The 17,169-nt window shown below is 53.2% G+C and carries 12 protein-coding genes and 2 pseudogenes; 9 read left to right on the top strand and 5 right to left on the bottom strand.

Going from position 1 to position 17,169, the window contains the following annotated elements; all coding sequences use genetic code 11:
• Positions 1-187 precede the first annotated feature (187 nt).
• Positions 188-609: pseudogene (locus D5366_RS06395) on the top strand (IS5 family transposase); the annotation flags it as partial.
• A gap of 58 nt (positions 610-667) precedes the next feature.
• Positions 668-1,375: an IS6 family transposase gene (locus D5366_RS06390; RefSeq protein ID WP_141492761.1), complete on the top strand. Its 708-nt coding sequence runs from the start codon at positions 668-670 to the stop codon at positions 1,373-1,375.
• Between the two features lie 60 nt (positions 1,376-1,435).
• Here the strand turns inward: D5366_RS06390 and D5366_RS06385 are convergent.
• Together D5366_RS06385 and D5366_RS06380 are read right to left on the bottom strand one after the other, a co-directional pair.
• Positions 1,436-1,693, bottom strand: a pseudogene (locus D5366_RS06385) (IS6 family transposase); the annotation flags it as partial.
• Positions 1,694-1,991: 298 nt separating this feature from the next.
• The gene (locus D5366_RS06380; protein ID WP_141492760.1) at positions 1,992-4,577 is read right to left on the bottom strand and encodes an MMPL family transporter; all 2,586 of its coding nucleotides are present in this window, start codon (positions 4,575-4,577) and stop codon (positions 1,992-1,994) included.
• A gap of 90 nt (positions 4,578-4,667) precedes the next feature.
• Between D5366_RS06380 and D5366_RS06375 the strand changes: the two genes are divergently transcribed.
• A complete protein-coding gene (locus tag D5366_RS06375; RefSeq protein ID WP_141492759.1) occupies positions 4,668-5,255 on the top strand; it encodes an IMPACT family protein in 588 nt (195 codons plus the stop codon).
• Positions 5,256-5,384: 129 nt separating this feature from the next.
• Positions 5,385-7,067, top strand: a complete 1,683-nt coding sequence (locus D5366_RS06370) for an alginate export family protein (RefSeq protein ID WP_141492758.1) — start codon at positions 5,385-5,387, stop codon at positions 7,065-7,067.
• Between the two features lie 11 nt (positions 7,068-7,078).
• Here the strand turns inward: D5366_RS06370 and D5366_RS06365 are convergent, their stop codons facing one another.
• Together D5366_RS06365 and D5366_RS06360 are read right to left on the bottom strand one after the other, a co-directional pair.
• On the bottom strand, positions 7,079-8,386 hold the full coding sequence (locus D5366_RS06365; RefSeq protein ID WP_141492757.1) for a fascin domain-containing protein: 1,308 nt from the start codon (positions 8,384-8,386) through the stop codon (positions 7,079-7,081).
• Positions 8,387-8,426: 40 nt separating this feature from the next.
• On the bottom strand, positions 8,427-10,667 hold the full coding sequence (locus tag D5366_RS06360; RefSeq protein WP_141492756.1) for a primosomal protein N': 2,241 nt from the start codon (positions 10,665-10,667) through the stop codon (positions 8,427-8,429).
• Between the two features lie 41 nt (positions 10,668-10,708).
• Here D5366_RS06360 and D5366_RS06355 point away from each other — a divergent pair, with 41 nt between their 5' ends.
• On the top strand, positions 10,709-11,671 hold the full coding sequence (locus tag D5366_RS06355; RefSeq protein ID WP_141492755.1) for a tyrosine recombinase XerC: 963 nt from the start codon (positions 10,709-10,711) through the stop codon (positions 11,669-11,671).
• A gap of 102 nt (positions 11,672-11,773) precedes the next feature.
• On the opposite strand, the gene D5366_RS06350 is transcribed toward D5366_RS06355, so the two are convergent.
• Positions 11,774-13,894 carry a TonB-dependent receptor domain-containing protein gene (locus D5366_RS06350; protein WP_141492754.1) on the bottom strand — a complete coding sequence of 707 codons (2,121 nt, stop codon included), beginning with the start codon at positions 13,892-13,894 and terminating at the stop codon, positions 11,774-11,776.
• Between the two features lie 124 nt (positions 13,895-14,018).
• Between D5366_RS06350 and D5366_RS06345 the strand changes: the two genes are divergently transcribed.
• Genes D5366_RS06345 through D5366_RS06330 form a run of 4 tightly spaced genes read left to right on the top strand, consistent with a single transcriptional unit; the run spans position 14,019 to position 17,075 of the window.
• Positions 14,019-14,966 carry a heme/hemin ABC transporter substrate-binding protein gene (locus tag D5366_RS06345; RefSeq protein ID WP_240775193.1) on the top strand — a complete coding sequence of 316 codons (948 nt, stop codon included), beginning with the start codon at positions 14,019-14,021 and terminating at the stop codon, positions 14,964-14,966.
• A 38-nt stretch (positions 14,967-15,004) separates the two neighbouring features.
• Complete coding sequence (locus tag D5366_RS06340) at positions 15,005-15,949, top strand: FecCD family ABC transporter permease (RefSeq protein ID WP_373317524.1); 945 nt, start codon at positions 15,005-15,007, stop codon at positions 15,947-15,949.
• A complete protein-coding gene (locus D5366_RS06335; protein WP_141492752.1) occupies positions 15,946-16,776 on the top strand; it encodes a heme ABC transporter ATP-binding protein in 831 nt (276 codons plus the stop codon). The genes D5366_RS06340 and D5366_RS06335 overlap by 4 nt, the downstream gene beginning before the upstream one ends.
• Positions 16,761-17,075, top strand: coding sequence for an antibiotic biosynthesis monooxygenase family protein (locus D5366_RS06330; RefSeq protein ID WP_141492751.1), 315 nt, complete (start codon positions 16,761-16,763; stop codon positions 17,073-17,075). The genes D5366_RS06335 and D5366_RS06330 overlap by 16 nt, the downstream gene beginning before the upstream one ends.
• The last annotated feature ends 94 nt before the right edge of the window (positions 17,076-17,169 follow it).

Below are 17,169 nucleotides of genomic sequence, written 5' to 3'. Positions count from 1 at the left end.
CTGTCTTTTCTGCCGCCCGTAATCTCTTCGTTCTACTCGTCGCTAACGCTCTCACACGACCCATTCTCGGGTGTCATCCGTGTATTCCTGGCTCATGTAGGATCCATCCCCGCAAAGGTCGCCTTAGGCTCAGGACCCATTGATTTGATTGCGGAAATCTGATTCAGGCTCTGTGAGGAGACTGAAGATGAGCGACCTGTTTTGGCTGACGGACGAACAGATGGAGCGTCTGCGGCCGTTCTTTCCCAAGAGCCACGGCAAACCTCGCGTTGATGACCGCCGTGTGCTGAGCGGCATCATTTTTGTGAACCGCAATGGTATGCGCTGGCGTGATGCGCCCCGGGAATACGGTCCGCACAAAACGCTCTACAACCGCTGGAAACGTTGGGGTGACATGGGCATTTTCATGCGGATGATGGATGGCCTGTCTGCTGCGAAAGCCGAGCCTCAGACGATTATGATTGATGCGACATATCTCAAGGTGCACCGCACGGCTTCGAGCCTGCGGCTAAAAAAGGGGATCCAGGCCGCCTGATTGGTCGCACCAAAGGCGGTATGAATACCAAACTCCATGCGGTCACCGATCAGAACGGACGACCGCTGGCCCTGTTGCAAAGTTGAATATCCTGTTGGAAACCGCTGCTGGTGTTAGCGTAGGGCTTGGTAGATGAGTGATTTCAAGGGGCGTCATTTTGGTGGTGAGGTGATCTTATGGGCAGTGCGTTGGTATTGCCGCTATGGGATTAGTTACCGGGATTTGGAAACCATGTTGGCCGAGCGGGGCGTGAGCGTTGATCATTCAACGATCTACCGCTGGGTTCAGAGGTATGCACCCGAGATGGAAAAACGCTTACGCTGGTATTGGAAACGCCCGGGGTTTTCCAGCAGCTGGCGAGTTGATGAGACCTACATTAAGGTCAAAGGAAAATGGACCTATCTGTACCGTGCTATCGGCAAAGGCGGTGATACGATCGATTTCTTCCTCTCGCCGACCCGGAGCGCCAAGGCGGCCAAACGCTTTTTGAGCAAAGCTTTAAACGGACTGAGAAGGTGGGAGAAGCCCGAAACAATCAACACAGACAAGGCGCCGACCTATGGTCGGGCCATCAACGAACTCAAGAAGAACGGTAAGCTTCCCGACACGGTGAAACACCGTCAGGTGAAGTATCTAAACAACGTGATTGAGGCCGATCACGGCAAACTCAAACAACTGATCAGGCCGGTCCGTGGCTTCAAAAGCCTGAAAACCGCTTATGCAACCATTAAAGGCTTCGAGGTTATGCGCGCCTTGAAAAAGGGACAAGCTGAACTCTTCCAGTTCCAAGAGGGTATCATGGGAGAAGTGCGTCTCATCGAAAGACAATTCAGCTTCTAAACCGTTTGAAAATCGAAACAAACGGGGCCCACGCGACTCAAACGGAACTTTGCAACAGGACCCTTTGACCTTAATGTAGGTCTCATCAACTCGCCAGCTGCTGGAAAACCCCGGGCGTTTCCAATACCAGCGTAAGCGTTTTTCCATCTCGGGTGCATACCTCTGAACCCAGCGGTAGATCGTTGAATGATCAACGCTCACGCCCCGCTCGGCCAACATGGTTTCCAAATCCCGGTAACTAATCCCATAGCGGCAATACCAACGCACTGCCCATAAGATCACCTCACCACCAAAATGACGCCCCTTGAAATCACTCATCTACCAAGCCCTACGCTAACACCAGCAGCGGTTTCCAACAGGATATTCAACTTTGCAACAGGGCCGCATAACTTTAAGAATCGACTGGGCGCGTTTATTGCTCCCTTTGACTGATTTTGTACCTATCAGAAACGATGCTGCGCCCATGAAGGCCCCTCACTTTGTAACGTTAAGTCTAAATTACGTTTCAAAGTGAGGGTATTTGTCTCGGTTGCGCAATATCAATTGTAACAGAGTTTGAAACCATATTTTAAAATGTGACGTAATTGTCACATTTCTTTTAAGTACGCGCCACGTTCTAGACAGAATCTTCCGAACGTTTCGGCAGCAAAGCGGGAACCAGCACGAGCGTGCATGCCAAGGTGCACGCTAAGGACATTAATAAAAGTCGGCCCATACTAGCCGTTCCGGGATGCTCTGACGCCGCCAAAGAACCAAAGGCCGTTGCCGTTGTCAGCGCAGAGAACAACACCGCACGCGCTGTTGGTGATGACAGAGGCCGCTTTAATCCCCTCCGCCAATTCATCACGAAATAGATATTAAACGAGACACCAACGCCCAGCAGCAGCGGCAGAGCGATAATGTTCGCATAATTCAATGTTTCGGGTACCGTAACAATCACAATAACTGTCAGTAAGGCGGACATCAGCAGAGGTGCCATCACCAGCGCCGCATCCAAAACGCGACGAAGCACTACCAGCAAAATACCCGCAATCATCACCAGCGCCGACACCGCAGCTACCAGAAACGCCGTAACGATCGTTTGTGCACTACCCGTAATTTCTATTGCTGGGCCGGCAAGATTCGGTGTGACTGTTGTCAGCTGTTCAACGAAACGGTGTAATACTGCCGTTTCTGACATGTGGCCGTTTGGGTGAATTGTGAGGCGTGCCCGGCCATCAGGCAAAACATAATCCCGACGGATATCATCCGGGATTGATGCCATCGTTACGACCGAAGGATGCAAAATAGTTTTCAACGTTTCAAGCTGGTCCGGCAAGAACCGCGTGAGAGCGTGGCTCGTCCCCAAGACAACAGCATCCGGCGCGGTTGCAAGACGCTTTAAGGCTTGCCTTACTCGCTCTAATGCAGGCGACAATTTACTTTGTACCGCATCTAGTTTTACTGCGGCTTGAGCGGCAGCGTCACGCAAGGCTTGCGCATCGGGGGCGGCCATCGGCTTGACGTCTAGTGTCGGCAGCAAGATGGAGGCGGTATCAGCAATCATGCCCCGCTTCGTTTCCTGATCTTCAGGCACCAAAGCTCCCAACCACAACACATCGTGCACACTGGAAAGCTTGGAAAACGCATCAGCCATTTTTGCGGCTTGCGTAACGTTTGCTGCCAGCGTTTGTGCACCATAAGGCGTTGTCAGTGGATTTGCCTCAAGCACATGAAGGGCTCTCATCCCCTCAGTATTTGGGTTTTTTGTGTGCAACGGGTCAGCATCAAACTTCAGCAGCGGCATCAACGCTACACCGACAACGCCTAACAACCCAAAAACACTCATAACCCGCACGCGCTTGTGCCTTAGAAAAGCATCCGCAGGCCGCAGCGCAACAATGCCCGGCTCTCCATGTCCAAGCCGCGCACGAAACAGACTTAATAATGCGGGAAGCAGCGTCATAGTACACAGAAATGCAATCAGCATTCCCAGACCGGCAATGAGCCCCAACTGCGCAACGCCTACGAAATGCGTGGGCGTAAAAGCAAGGAATCCAGCAGCCGTCGCAAGCGACGCAACAAGTATTTGCGCTCCGCTTTCCTCTCCTGTCAGACGAATAGCATCGCCCAAATTGAGTACTTGTCCCTGTTCCCCTCGCTGGCCACGCAGCCTGACGCAGTATTGGATGGCAAAATCGACCGCGATACCGACAAACAGAACGGCAAACGCAACGGAAATCATGTTCAATTCACCAACGGCCAACGCAGCCAGGCCTGTCGTTAAGGCCAGACCGACAACCAATGTCAGCAGAATAGACACGATATACCGCGGGGAACGAACCGCGAGGATTAGCCAGACGGCAACTAAGGTCAAAGAGATAACCAGCCCGGTAATCATCCCATGGGCGACTGTCGAGAACTCTTCATCACCGAGTTTCACTTCACCCGTAATCAAACCGGTAACCTGCCCGGCTTTTACGAGGGGTAGACTGTCAATTGCCTGCCGCATAGCCGTCGTCGCGGCCTCGCCCGGCTCAAAAGCATTGTAGTCCATAACCGGCTGCGTAACGACGAACTCATGCCCCGTCCCTAAATTGGACAACTGGCCGAGTAAGAGATTTTGCCAAGACAGATCTTGTGGGTGTCCTTGGGCTCCCTGCTCAAGAGCTGACGCAAAACCATCAAGCGCCGCGTTAAAACCAGCCGGAACGCCCTGCCCTGCTTTAATGCCATCTCCCACAAGACCCAAAGCTCCGTACAAACCGCGAGCAGACGGATCAGCCGCTAGAGTGCCTAAGAACGGCTGTGCAGAAACAACAGAATCCAGCAACGGCTCCAAATCTTTGCGCTCTAAGAAGAGCAAACCATTTTGCTGATAAAAAGCATTGTCTTCCGGCAAGGTCACAGTCCGGAAATGAGCATGGTCCTGCTTCAAAAGCTGCGCCAACTGGCGGGCTGCTTCACGCCCGGCTTCCGGGATACGGCTATCCAAAATAGCAACGAGCTGGTCCGAATCTTGCGGAAAGAGACGATCCATCTCTGCCACACGCTGCTTCCACGGCAAGGAATCTGCAAACATTTTGCCGGTGTCAGTCGTCACACTCAAGCGTAAGACACTTAGCCCGGCACTACCCGCAACGAGCAGAACGAACAAAGCAACAACCGTAACGGCATGGCGGGCGCAGGCGGCGTTAAGCCGACCGATCAGTTCGGAAAACATACGTTCCCCATAACAGGTTTTTGACGGGTTCCCTACCCCAACTTGATGCGCCCTCCTGACATCCAACCTCAGTTCAGGCACACTCTCGCCATGACTTGGACCCTAGACGCCCCTGCCGAGCACCGCTCCGTTATTCGCAACAGCGTTTTTCAAACTTACGCCGCCCCTGTTGCCGATGAAGCTGCAGCAATGACGTTTCTCCAAAATGTAGCCGTCCCAGACGCAACACATAACTGCTGGGCCTTCCGCATTGGCCAACGTTTCCGTTCCAACGATGACGGGGAGCCGTCAGGCACTGCGGGCAGACCTATACTGGCCGCTATTGATGGGCAGGATTTTGACAATGTTATGGTCGTGGTCATCAGATGGTTTGGCGGCGTCAAACTTGGTGCCGGAGGGCTGGTCCGCGCTTATGGTGGCGCAGCTGCCGCATGCTTACGCGACGCCCCAAAATCAGAGCGCATAGCAATGCAGGCGCTACATTTTCACTGCCCATTTTCTATTTTTTCACGCCTCGAAGCGCGTTTTCCAGTTTGGGGCGCACAAAAATCAGACTCACATTTTGATGCCGACGGTGTGCAGCTCTCTCTTATGGTCCCCGAGGCATCAAGCACGCAGATTATTAACGAAATCAGAGATATGACACGCGGGCAAACCACCATAGAAACCGACGATTAATAACCGAGACAATTCGTTATATTTTTTCCTGTATGTAGAATGAATTTCGTATTGAAATATTAACAACATTCTATAATCGTATCTAATCCTTTTATTCTTTCTATCCGTAAATTTCCAGAAAGCAATTCCATGGTGCCTGCGCGCTTAAATAGTGGTTTCCCAGCGCTCTTTTTCGCGTTTGCAGGCCTGTACAGCTTTACGACAACGCCGCTTTCAGCCGCACCAGAAGCAACACCGGACGCACGGACGCCCAAAAATCCGACGTGGATCCCCAACACCACAACCGACCGACCGCCAATTCAGAACTACCCGCATGCTGGCTTCGTCGGCCAACCGCGCCGCATTCTGCCCAGCCTCAACAGACCAACACAGGGGCATCAAGGCCCGTGGGGCGCATTTAACTATGGAACGGGGGAAGCTGCGGGTTTTGGCCCCGTCGGGCGGTACGGACCCGCACCATGGGCGGAAGACTGGAGCGATTTACGCAACCCTAAAAAATCAGACGACCTCCTAGATCCGCTCAAATTTATTGCGCTAAACCAGCAAAAAACCATATGGCTCACGCTCTCCGGCGAAACACGCCTCAGAAACTGGTCTGAAGAAGCGCCATTTCTAGGGCGGCGCGGTAACGCTCCCTCTGGTCGTTTTACTGTGAGAAACCTTCTCGGGGCAGATTTACATCTCGGTGAGCATGTACGGCTCTTCGGACAACTTATTAACGCAAATGCTGCTGGCTGGGCAGGCTTTGGCTATAATCAAACATTCCGCAAAAGGCTGGACGCGCAACAGGCTTTCATTGAACTCAAAGGCCAAATCGCAGGGGCACGGACAGGCTTAATGGTTGGCCGACAACAATTTCTCGATGCACCTTCTTACATTCTCTACAATCGTGAAACGCCAAACGTGCCTCTCTCATGGAATGGAACGCGGATATACGCCATCTGGCCGAAGTTTCGCCTAGATACCTTCAGCTTTGCGCAAACCAATACCAACCCGAACAAAATGTTTCATGACACGATTGATTGGGGAACCCGACTTTACGGCGTCGACGGAACGGCAGTTGTCCCCGATTTTGTCATCGGCTCACAGCAGGTACACTCTTTTTTCGATCTTTTTTATCTACGCTACCGCTATTCATCCAGCCTCTCGGTCGTCCCCAGCGGCAGCACCACTCTCAAAGGGACTTCATCCCGCGGGAACATCGGCATCAGGTGGTACGGCACTGCACGCGATTTCGAGTTTTCGTTCGGCGGATTATATCAAAACGGGTCGTTCCAATACACAAACAACGCTTCCTCAAGCGACGTCTCCGCATGGGCAGTGAACACCATTGCAGGCTACCGACACACGCCATCCCCGCTGCATCCTTTCATCGGTGCGCAGTTCGATATTTACTCCGGCGGTGCAGACGGCCGCAACGCTACCCTGCATACCTACATGGCCCCCTACAACCCACAAACCACTTACTCAGACCCGACGACCTACCTGCAACCATCTAACCTCATTTCTCTATCGCCGATTCTAAGCGTCACCCCTTTCCACGGTTATGCCTCACTAAGATTCAAAGCTCCTTTGCTGTGGCGCCAGAACACGAATGGGGCCATTTGGAATTCGTCGGGCCCCTATACATTCAGCCGCCCCTATCGGGGGAGTTTTGTAGGTATTGAACCGCAAGCATTCTTGCTCATCCAGTTACAACGCCACCTCTCGTGGCAGCTGATCGGGAGCCGCTTTATAGCATCGAAAAGTCTGCGTAATGCCGGCGCGCAATCCGGCAGCTTCTTTCAATCCAACTTGGTCTTTCGATTTTGAAGTCTTTTCACTCACAAAACTTCAAAATGGAATTCTTCCCATGCCTGAGCATCAGGCCTGTTCAGCATCACCTTGCCATCAGGCTCAGCGCATAAATAACGCCCGTTATTTTTGACGTAAAAGCGGCCACGACCACACGGTACCAGCTCAACTTCCATCGTGTCTCGTGTAGTCCCATAACCAAGCGAGACACGATTATCTACACATGCTTCGATAAAGATATTATGCTCTTGCTGCACAGTCCAAATATGGCTGGTCGTACGCGGATTTACACAAATCGGAAATTGCCACGGCCGGTAATTCCTATCCACTTGGATGAGCTGCATCGACGCCGCATCAACGGCCAAAACCTTTCCGTGATGCCCAACGAGCACAACCTGTTCGCCCAACATGACACAGCACATGAAAAGAATAGAGCCGCTACTGTCCCCAATATGAAGGCGTGCAAAGCATTGATCAACAAGCGCCTTGGCATCCCCAGCACGATTATTGTCTTTCAGAGTGGAGACAATTCTCGGCATAATTCTCACATCTCCAGGAGGAGATTGTGCAGCTATGACTCTCTTTGCGAAAAGATTGGGAAATCTGTCCAGCGCCAAATCCTGCACAGTTTGCGCGTAAAACCCGAAAGATTTTCTCGTATTTCTGGAGAAAAGATATAATCCACGCATGTCATTATGCACACATGCGTAAAAGAGTTCCTGCAGCTTTGATGTCCCCGCAAAAACTCCCGTGACATGATGCCCAACGAAAGGCACGTTCACAAAATTTACATGCTCAATACTGTTTTTAATCTTAAGAAAATGCCTGTAGTCTTTATCGTCAAACTTATCCGCAAAAACGTAAATATCTCCGCTTACGTCTCCCGCCTTTATGCTCATACCCTGCATGTAGTCTCTGAAATTTCCTTCCCAACCCGCCCGCTCTCCGGGCCACTCTGCGGGATCAATCGACCATTGCGGGCATAAAGCTACAACATGCGTGGCAGCGAATAACTTTGAAAATTTAATTGCAGCATAGCCCCCCATCGAGCCGCCATATAATATCCGCCTCGAAAATCGGCCTAAAATAGGCATCAGAACTTTGTACGCGGCAAGCATACTGGACCTTTGGTACCAGTGTGCTTCTTTCGCGACGAAACCAATAGCTGGTAATTTTAATTTTCTCAGGGGCTGGTCCGCAAAAAAACAATAGCCCTCTGCTTCCAGCAACATGTCACCGAACGTGATGATCAGTTCTTCACTATCGTTTTGTTGCTCGAGGAATATTACTCTTAAATATTCATCATCATATAATATTGAGAAATTTTCTTCTGCCACGAATTATCCTGCTTCTTGAATGAAAATCACTACCCACTTTTCATAGAAAAGATATTGGATCAACATCTACATCAATACGTGCGCTTCCTTTGGCTTTTACATGCGAAAGCCAGTCCCTGACTATTGGCTGCACTGCCAACCCTCGTACCGTTTTAAGCAATAAACGCCTACGATGCCGACCACGCAACACCGATAGCGGGGCTGGCGCAGGGCCGAGTACCTGTATCCCATCTTGTACGGGTGCCACTCGCGCAATCTCCGCCGCCAGACTATCAGCGACATCAGCACTATCCGCACTGATGATAAGCGCGGCCAACCGACCATAAGGCGGCCAAAATCCGGGTTTTCTTTGTGCAGTCTCCTGCTCGATAAAAGCCTCAAAATCGTGGGATGCCAATGCTTCCATGACAGGGTGCTCGGTCACATAACTCTGCAACATCACACGCCCCGGTCGTTCCGCCCGCCCTGCACGCCCCGCCACCTGATGCAACAGCTGCACTGTCCGCTCTGCAGCACGCAAATCCCCACCGCCAAGCCCCAAATCTGAGTCAACAACGCCCACCAGCGTGAGCCGAGGAAAATGCCAGCCTTTTGCAACGATTTGCGTGCCAATAATAAGATCGACTTCCCCGTCGGTGATCTGCCTGACAGCCTCGGCTGTCGCCGCGGCCGATCCCAGCGTATCAGACGACATCACTAAAATGCGGGCCTCGGGGAAGCACTCGCGCGCCTCTTCAGTAACCCGCTCAATACCCGGCCCAATTGGGACAAGCGTTTCCTCTTGGTCACATTCTGGGCAGGCTTTAGGGATGCCTTCTGTGTGCCCGCAATGGTGGCAGGTCAAAATACCCCTGTTACGGTGCTCCACCAACCAAGTCGTGCAATTCGGGCATTGCATACGGTGTCCGCAAGTCCGGCAGAGCGTTAAAGGCGCGTACCCCCTGCGATTTAAAAACAACATTGCCTGCTCTCCGGCAGCCAACGTTTCTTTCACCGCAGCACATAAACGGGGAGCCAAAAACTGGCCCCGTGCAGGGCCATCTTCCCGCAGGTCCAACAATGTCACATCAGGCAAACGCGCTCCACCATGGCGCGATGTCAGTAAAAAATGTTGGTAACGCCCAGCGTCCGCATTTGCCAATGTCTCCAAAGACGGCGTGGCAGATACGAGAATTACAGGAGCTTTTGCGAGCCTTCCCCGCACTACGGCCATATCACGCCCGTGATAAGTCACACCTTCTTCTTGCTTGAACGATGTTTCGTGCTCTTCATCGACGATAATCAAGCCGATCGTTTCGAAGGGTAGAAAAAGTGCAGAACGCGCCCCGACAATAACTTTGGCTGAGCCGTCCGCAACCGCGAACCATGTTTCACGCCGTCGTTTTTGTCCTAAATCTGAATGCCAAAGAGCAGGCTCAACTCCAAAACGACGCCTAAAACGCTCCGTCCATTGCGTCGAAAGTGCAATCTCAGGCAACAAAACCAATACTTGCTGCCCACGCCTTAAACACGCAGCGACCGCTTCAAAATAGACTTCTGTTTTACCCGAGCCCGTCACGCCTTCTAGCAGCGCCACTGCAAAACGCTCGGCCGCGACCATTGATCGAAGGCCTTGCGCAACATCCTCTTGCTCTTCTGAGAGAGCAGGCTGAGCGTAATCGGGCTGGGGCTGAGCAAAACTCGCCCCCACAAGAAGCGGTGCTTCTTTTATTAAACCAGTACCAGCCAAACCACGGATGACAGCAGTACTCGCGCCACTTTCATGCGCTAAAAACGCCGATGATTTGGGCTCATCACCTAATGCCTGCAACACAGACTGCCGTGCCGGCGTCAGACGCACATCGTCTAACGGCTTCTCGGTTCGCACCCAACCCAGAACAGCTTTCGGTGGCAACTGTGTGTGCTGCTTCAGCGCCGTGGCCAACACAAGACCGGGTGGGTTCAACGTATAAGCTGCCACCCATTCAATAAAATGCCGCAACTCTTGCGGTAAAGGACTAACCTCTAGGCGCCGAATAACAGCTTTTAAACGCCGCTCATCAACAGGTGGAACGGGAGGCGGCGCCATATAAGCGGGCACCGTACTCTCCCGGTCCCACACGCACCCAAAAATGTCTTTGCGCCCTAGAGGGACCGCCACAATATCCCCGGGTTGGAGCGCAATAGCGCTGCGATATTCAAACGCCCCAGCAAAAGGGAGCGGCAATAATACCGGTACACGCCCATCATGCGTAGAAGTTTCGGCCGATTGTTTCTGTGGAGAAAGGCTTTCTGGTGCCATAATCTCTGTGTAACCTGCTTCTCTCTGAAAGGCTATGAGAGATGACCAACTACAAATCTGCCGAAACTGTCCTCTCCGACTGGCTTGAATGGCTCACCCATGAACGACGGTCCAGCCCGCGAACCGTTGAAGCTTATCAACACGATATGAGCCTTGCCTTTGCATTCCTGAGGGAACATTTGGGCGGAGACTTAACACTCTCTCACATCAATACGCTCTCTCTGGCCGACCTCCGAGCGTGGCTTGCCTTTGAAACCAAACGCAGCGAAAAACCCACAAGGCGAGCAAGCAATGCCGATGGCCGCGCCCGCTCCCGTGCGCGTCGTCTTTCCGCTCTACGGTCTTTTTTCAAATATTTGAGCTTGCGGCATGGCGTTACCAACCCAAACGCCAGCCTCCTCGCCACACCTCGCCGTAAAAAACGTCTCCCACGTCCTCTTGGGCAAGAACAGGCACTTACCGCCACTACTGCCATTGCGGATGACGCACCAACCCATCAAGCCGCTCTGAGAGATCAAGCGCTCTTTACCCTCCTCTACGGTACTGGATTGCGGATCGGTGAAGCTCTCTCGCTCAATATAAATGATATTGGTCGTACCGGGGCGGATACTATTATGGTCCGAGGCAAAGGCGGCAAAGAACGCCTTGTCCCTCTCCTCCCGGCCGTACAAACAGCCCTTGAAAAATGGCGCAGCGCACATCCCTCCCCATCGCCAGACGCACCACTTTTCTGCGGCATTCGTGGCGGACGCCTAAACCCCGGCGTTGCACAACGCTCCATGCGCGAATGGCGCAAAGCAGAGGGCCTTCCTGATTCCGCTACCCCACATGCTTTGCGCCATTCCTTCGCAACACATCTGCTGGAAGGTGGCGCTGACCTTCGTGCCATTCAGGAACTCATGGGGCATGCCAGCCTCTCAACAACTCAAGCGTACACTTTAGCCGACGAAAAACACCTGCTGGACGTCTGGCGGAAGGCCCACCCACGGGCCAACTCCAACTGAGCCTGAAACAAAAAAGCAGTTCACCAGAACTCTGATGAACTGCTCCAAACAGTAACTATGCCTCTTTCTCACATCGTAGAAGGAGGCACCTTGAAAATACGATTAGCGCGACAAAGCAAAATTCAAGCCGCCAATAACCGTCAAGCCTTGGTTCGGCACAGCAGCCAATGCGCTTGAGTAATACTGACGATTCGTGATGTTGCTCGCACTCAAAGACATGTCAACCATCTTCGTGATCTGCCAGTCACCAAATGCGTCAAACACAACATAGCCAGAGCGCATCGTCGCAATCTTGGTCGTCGTATTTGGCTGACCTGACGTCTGAGACGCAGCACGAATACGCGCACCAATGGTAACCTTCTTATCCCAGAAGTGCAGCCCCATCGTTCCATTCAGCACTGAGCGCGGCGGCGTTGTAACCATTTGGCTGTACCCTGTGTAATCCGCAGAAGGCAGCTTTGTGGTGGTGTTCGTATAGGACAAAGACGTAAAGAAACGATCCGTGTCATACTTCACAGAACTCTCAAAGCCGCTCGTATACGTGTTGCCGCTCAGGTTTTTGAAGAAATAACCATAGGTCGGGATGTAAGAGCGGCCAATAGGCGCGCCGATTACCAACGTCTGAGCAATGTAGTCCTTGATACGCGTATTGAAGTAATCAGCCGTCACGTTCAACGTGTCGTGGTTTATCAAGACATCTGCGTAATGCAGCTTGCTGCCGACTTCCCAACCATATGTCCGCTCAGGGTTCAGATTGGGGTTAGGTACAAACTTCAAGAAACCAAGCCCGGGATGGGAGCCCGCATAAAGCGTCTCGGTCGTAGCTGGCGGGCGGAAACCCAAACCATAATTTGCGTATACCTGCAGGCCTTTAAGCGGATTTACGGCAAGCGTAACCTTCGGGTTTACAGCATCCGCGCGCTTCTTGAAGTAGAAGCTGCCAACCGGCACGCCCGTAAACGCTGACGCTTCGTTTACTCCACCGCCCGACAAGCGGTAAGCATCATAGCGCAACGCACCCGTTAGTTGGACAATCTTCCAGCCAAATGTTGCTTGCGTAAATGCCGAGCCTACACCACGTCCACCACTTGGCGTCGCACCTGTATAACCGGTTTGATCTCTGGTTTTTACACGGTCGTGGTAGTACTCACCGCCGTAGTTCAGCGCGATATTTACTGGCCCGGCGCGCAGCAGCGAGGTATTATCCGCCTCAAAACCCAATGTCGTCAGATTATACTTCGTCAGGTTCGCAGCTGCGACCGTCAAGGCACGGAAGGATGGCGTGTAATTGTCCATTCCGGTGCTAACGACATAACCCTTAACATGCAGAGCAATCAGGGGGTTATCATGCGGCGTAAAACGGTACTCAATGTTCCCTGTGTTATTTTGCACAGCATTGGCCGTTGCAACGCTGCTTGCACCAACACCAAATTGGTTGTGATAAATAACCGTTCCGAGCTTTAGGGTCTGATCAATACCCGGTGTAATATCAACTTTGAACAGGCCAGATTGCAGGCGCTGGAACGTGCGCGCAACGCGGTTGCCGTTACCGTCTTCATAATCGCCTGAGCTACGCATGGAGAACGCGGCAGCAACTGCGAGCCAATCATTCACCCGCGCTCCTGCACCAACCATGCCTGAACCGTCGTAATTATTGGTGCCGCCTAAAACGCGCGCTTGCACGCCGTAACGTTTACCAGCCTCAACAATGTCGTTTACGTCCAGAGTATGCAGGTTCATCACACCAGCGATTGCACCGGCACCATCGGCCGTCGCAACCGTTCCGCGCTGCACATCCATCCCAGCCAGCAAAGCGGGATCAACATAAACACTGCCATCCGCGCCGTGGCCACTCTCTTGGAAATTTTGGCGCGCACCGTCGATCATGACGTTTACCCGGCCAAAATCCTGCATGCCACGCATGGAAATCGCCAGTGCAGGTGTCCCGTCATTTTGGAAGTAAACGCCCGGCACACCCGTCAAAATCTCGTAAGGCTCGGTCGGTTGGACGCGATGAAGATCACTGCGGGATTGATGGTACGTCGATTGCGGAACAACAGGCGCAACAGCCTGAGCATGCACCGTGACTTTACCCAAGCTCACAGCAGTATCGTGTTTTACGGATGACGTAGCATCAGTCGTTAAAGACGATGCCAAAGCTGAGGAGGCGGAAAGAGCAAAGGCGGCAGCAGCACACCCAAGGACGCGGTTCACGCGGGGCATAATGGTTAATTCCCAGACAGCAGATATCAATGATTCGTCCACTTAATGCGAACAAGTTGCACTTGCAATGATAATTATTCTCATTTAATCAGCCATCCTCAGATGGCTCTGAAAAGGATGACCCATGCCTTCACATACAATTTCCCGCAGAGAAGCAGCTCTGACCCTTCTTGGCGCGGCTTTTGGTACGTTTGCGGCAACGCGTTCAGCCCACGCGTCGGGCAGCCACATGGCTGGCGAAAGCACATCCTCGCTGACAGATGCGCGCAACCGCGCCGTCCCAGCCATCAAAGCCCAAAGAATCGCCTGCATTGGCGGCACGATTACTGAGACCCTGTACGCACTAGGTGCCGCAGACAGAATCATCGCCGTCGACAGTACATCCACCCGTCCCGCCGAAGCCCTGCACGACAAGAAGAACATGGGCTACATGCGGATGATCTCCGCAGAGGGTGTCATAGCCCTTCAACCAGATCTGATCTTGGCAATGAACGATGCAGGCCCGGCTGCTGCCATGTCGCAACTTATTGCATCGCGCATACCCATCGTATTCGTTGACGCGACCCCCTCTCCCGAAGCCATCATCGGGCGCACGCGCTTTTTGGCAAAACTCATCGGCGCAGAAAAAGAGGGCGATGCACTCTCGGCAGAAATACAAAACCAATTCCGTGAACTCGCAATCTGGCGTGAGGCACACCCCATCAACAGACGAGTACTCTTCGTCATGCGTATGACGAACGGCCACCCTATGGTCGCCGGAAGTGGAACAGCCGCTGACGCGGTCATCCGCTTGGCCGGAGCCGTCAATGCTGGGGCCTCAATGCACGGCTATAAAGTCGTCGATGATGAAGCCCTGATTGGTTTGCAACCCGATATCATTTTGACCATGGGTCAAGATATTGACAGCATACGTCCCGCGTTGCTGGCAGATACCGGCTTCTCCCTTACGCCTGCCGGTCAGCATAAAGCCATAATCGCTATGGAGGGCGAGCGCCTCCTCGGTTTTGGCCCACGTACGCCTGATGCTGCGCTTGATCTCGCGCACCAAATTGCGACCGTTACCCCTCAGTGAAACCAATGCTTTTTTCCGTCAGACAGTGGGGATTAGTCTTGGCGGGACTCCTTGTTCTTTCAAGTTGCTTGGCCCTTTGCACGGGCGCATTGGGCTTCGGGCTGCCGCATGACAGCACAGGTTGGCTTGTCCTTACCGAAATCCGCGCGCCGCGCATTGTGCTTGCAACACTAACCGGTGCAGCACTCGCTGTTTCAGGTGCCGTCATGCAGGGGCTGTTCCGCAACCCCTTGGCTGATCCGGGCTTAATCGGCATCTCCTCAGGGGCTGCGCTCGGCGCAGCGCTGGCAATTGTTTTAGGCTCAACAGCCATCGCTGCATGGGCTGTACCAATGGGCGGCATGGCAGGTGGATTATGCGCCACCCTGATCCTGTACCGCTTCGCGACACATGGTGGCAAAACATCGACCAGCATGGTTATTCTCGCGGGCATTGCTCTTGGGGCATTTGCAGGTTCCATGACCGGTATTTTGGTTTTCCGCGCAAACGATACTGCCCTGCGCGATTTGACCTTTTGGACAATGGGAAGCCTGTCCGGTGCCGATTGGACCCGTGTTGAAATTTTGATTCCTTTTTTGGTGGTCGCAGGCATTCTGTTTGCCACCATACGCCTCCCCCTTAATGCTCTGCTGCTGGGAGAGGCCGACGCTGCCTTAATGGGCTTTCGCGTAGAACGCACGAAACGCATAGCCATCTTAGCCGTGGCCTTAGCTGTTGGGCCTGTCGTCTCTTTTGTCGGCGTTATTGGTTTTATCGGCGTTATCATCCCCCATCTTATCCGCTTGGTAACAGGGCCTGACCACAGAATCGTTTTGCCCGGCAGCGCGATCCTCGGGGCCATTTTCCTACAAGTGGCAGATACGTTTGCCCGTACAATCGCTATTCCAGCCGATGTCCCTGTCGGAGTGGTAACGGCCGCGATTGGCGCACCAGTCTTTACGTGGCTCTTATCGAAGTCGCGCCCGTCTGAGGCCGCGCCATGACACTCAAGCTCCAAAACGTCTCGTACAGCACGCGCGGAACTGCCCTGCTGGACGACGTTTCTTTTGAAATACATCCGGGCGAAATCGTTACAATCATTGGCCCCAACGGTGCTGGCAAAAGCACATTGCTGCGTGTAGCGAGTGGCCTCCTGCCCGCTAGTGCTGGGGCTGTAACCCTCGATAGCCTTCCGATTGATCAACTAAGCCCGGAGCGTCTGGCGCTCCGCCGCGCAATGCTGAGCCAAGAAACATCTGCGCAAGTCCGCTTCACCGTTGAGGACATTGCCGGAATGAGCGTGCACCATCTCCCGCGCCAGAGACGTCTCTCACTCGTTGCAGCACAGTTGCAGCGCGTTGGCCTTGGAGCCTTCGCTCAGCGTGAAATAACCTCTTTATCCGGCGGAGAACGACAACGCGCGCACCTAGCACGCGTGCTCGTTCAGCTGGAGGCTGGGCTCCAACACGGACAACCCGGCCTTTTGCTCTTAGATGAGCCAATTTCCGCGCAAGACCCTGCACGCCAAGAGCAGATTTTGGAATTGGCACGTGATCACACAAAACGCGGAGGCACCTGCTTGATCGTCTTGCACGATCTTAACTGGGCAGCCGCTTGCTCCGATCACATCATTGTACTCAACGCCGGCCGTATCCACCTACAGGGAGCAGCCTGCCATGTTTTAACGCCTGAAATGCTCAAAGACGTTTTCGGCCTCAAATCACCGAGGGTCCGCACTCACACCGCAACGCAGCGACCCTTTATCATCCCACACGACGTGCACTTCACAGCACCTCACATCGGAGAAAAACCACCATGTACATCGCAATGAACCGCTTCAAAGTCGCCCCTGATTGCGTGGAAGCTTTTAAAAGCCGCTGGCTGGACCGCGAAGTTCTGCTCAAGACCGTCCCCGGCTTCGTGTCATTCCAGTTTCTGGAAGGCCCAAAGAACGAAGAGTTCAACCTCTACGTTTCCCACACTGTCTGGGAATCCTATGACGCTTTCATGGCGTGGACACGCTCTGACCAGTTCCGCCAGGCACATGCTTCTGCTGGTGAAGGCAAGAAGCTAACAATCGGCGGCCCAACGTTTGAAGGCTTCCAGGTTCTACAGAACGTAACCCTGTAAACCCATACCAAAACGCCTCCCTCCTCGTTGCTGAATTGAGGGGGGAGGCGCTGCATTATGTCAAAGACATATAGCCGAAATCACACCTGCTAGC

It is taken from the genome of Neokomagataea tanensis (genome assembly GCF_006542335.1).
In the GTDB taxonomy this organism is placed as follows: domain Bacteria; phylum Pseudomonadota; class Alphaproteobacteria; order Acetobacterales; family Acetobacteraceae; genus Gluconobacter; species Gluconobacter tanensis.
The sequence above is the reverse complement of the archived record's forward strand: the minus strand, read 5'-3'. Positions and strand labels throughout refer to the sequence as shown.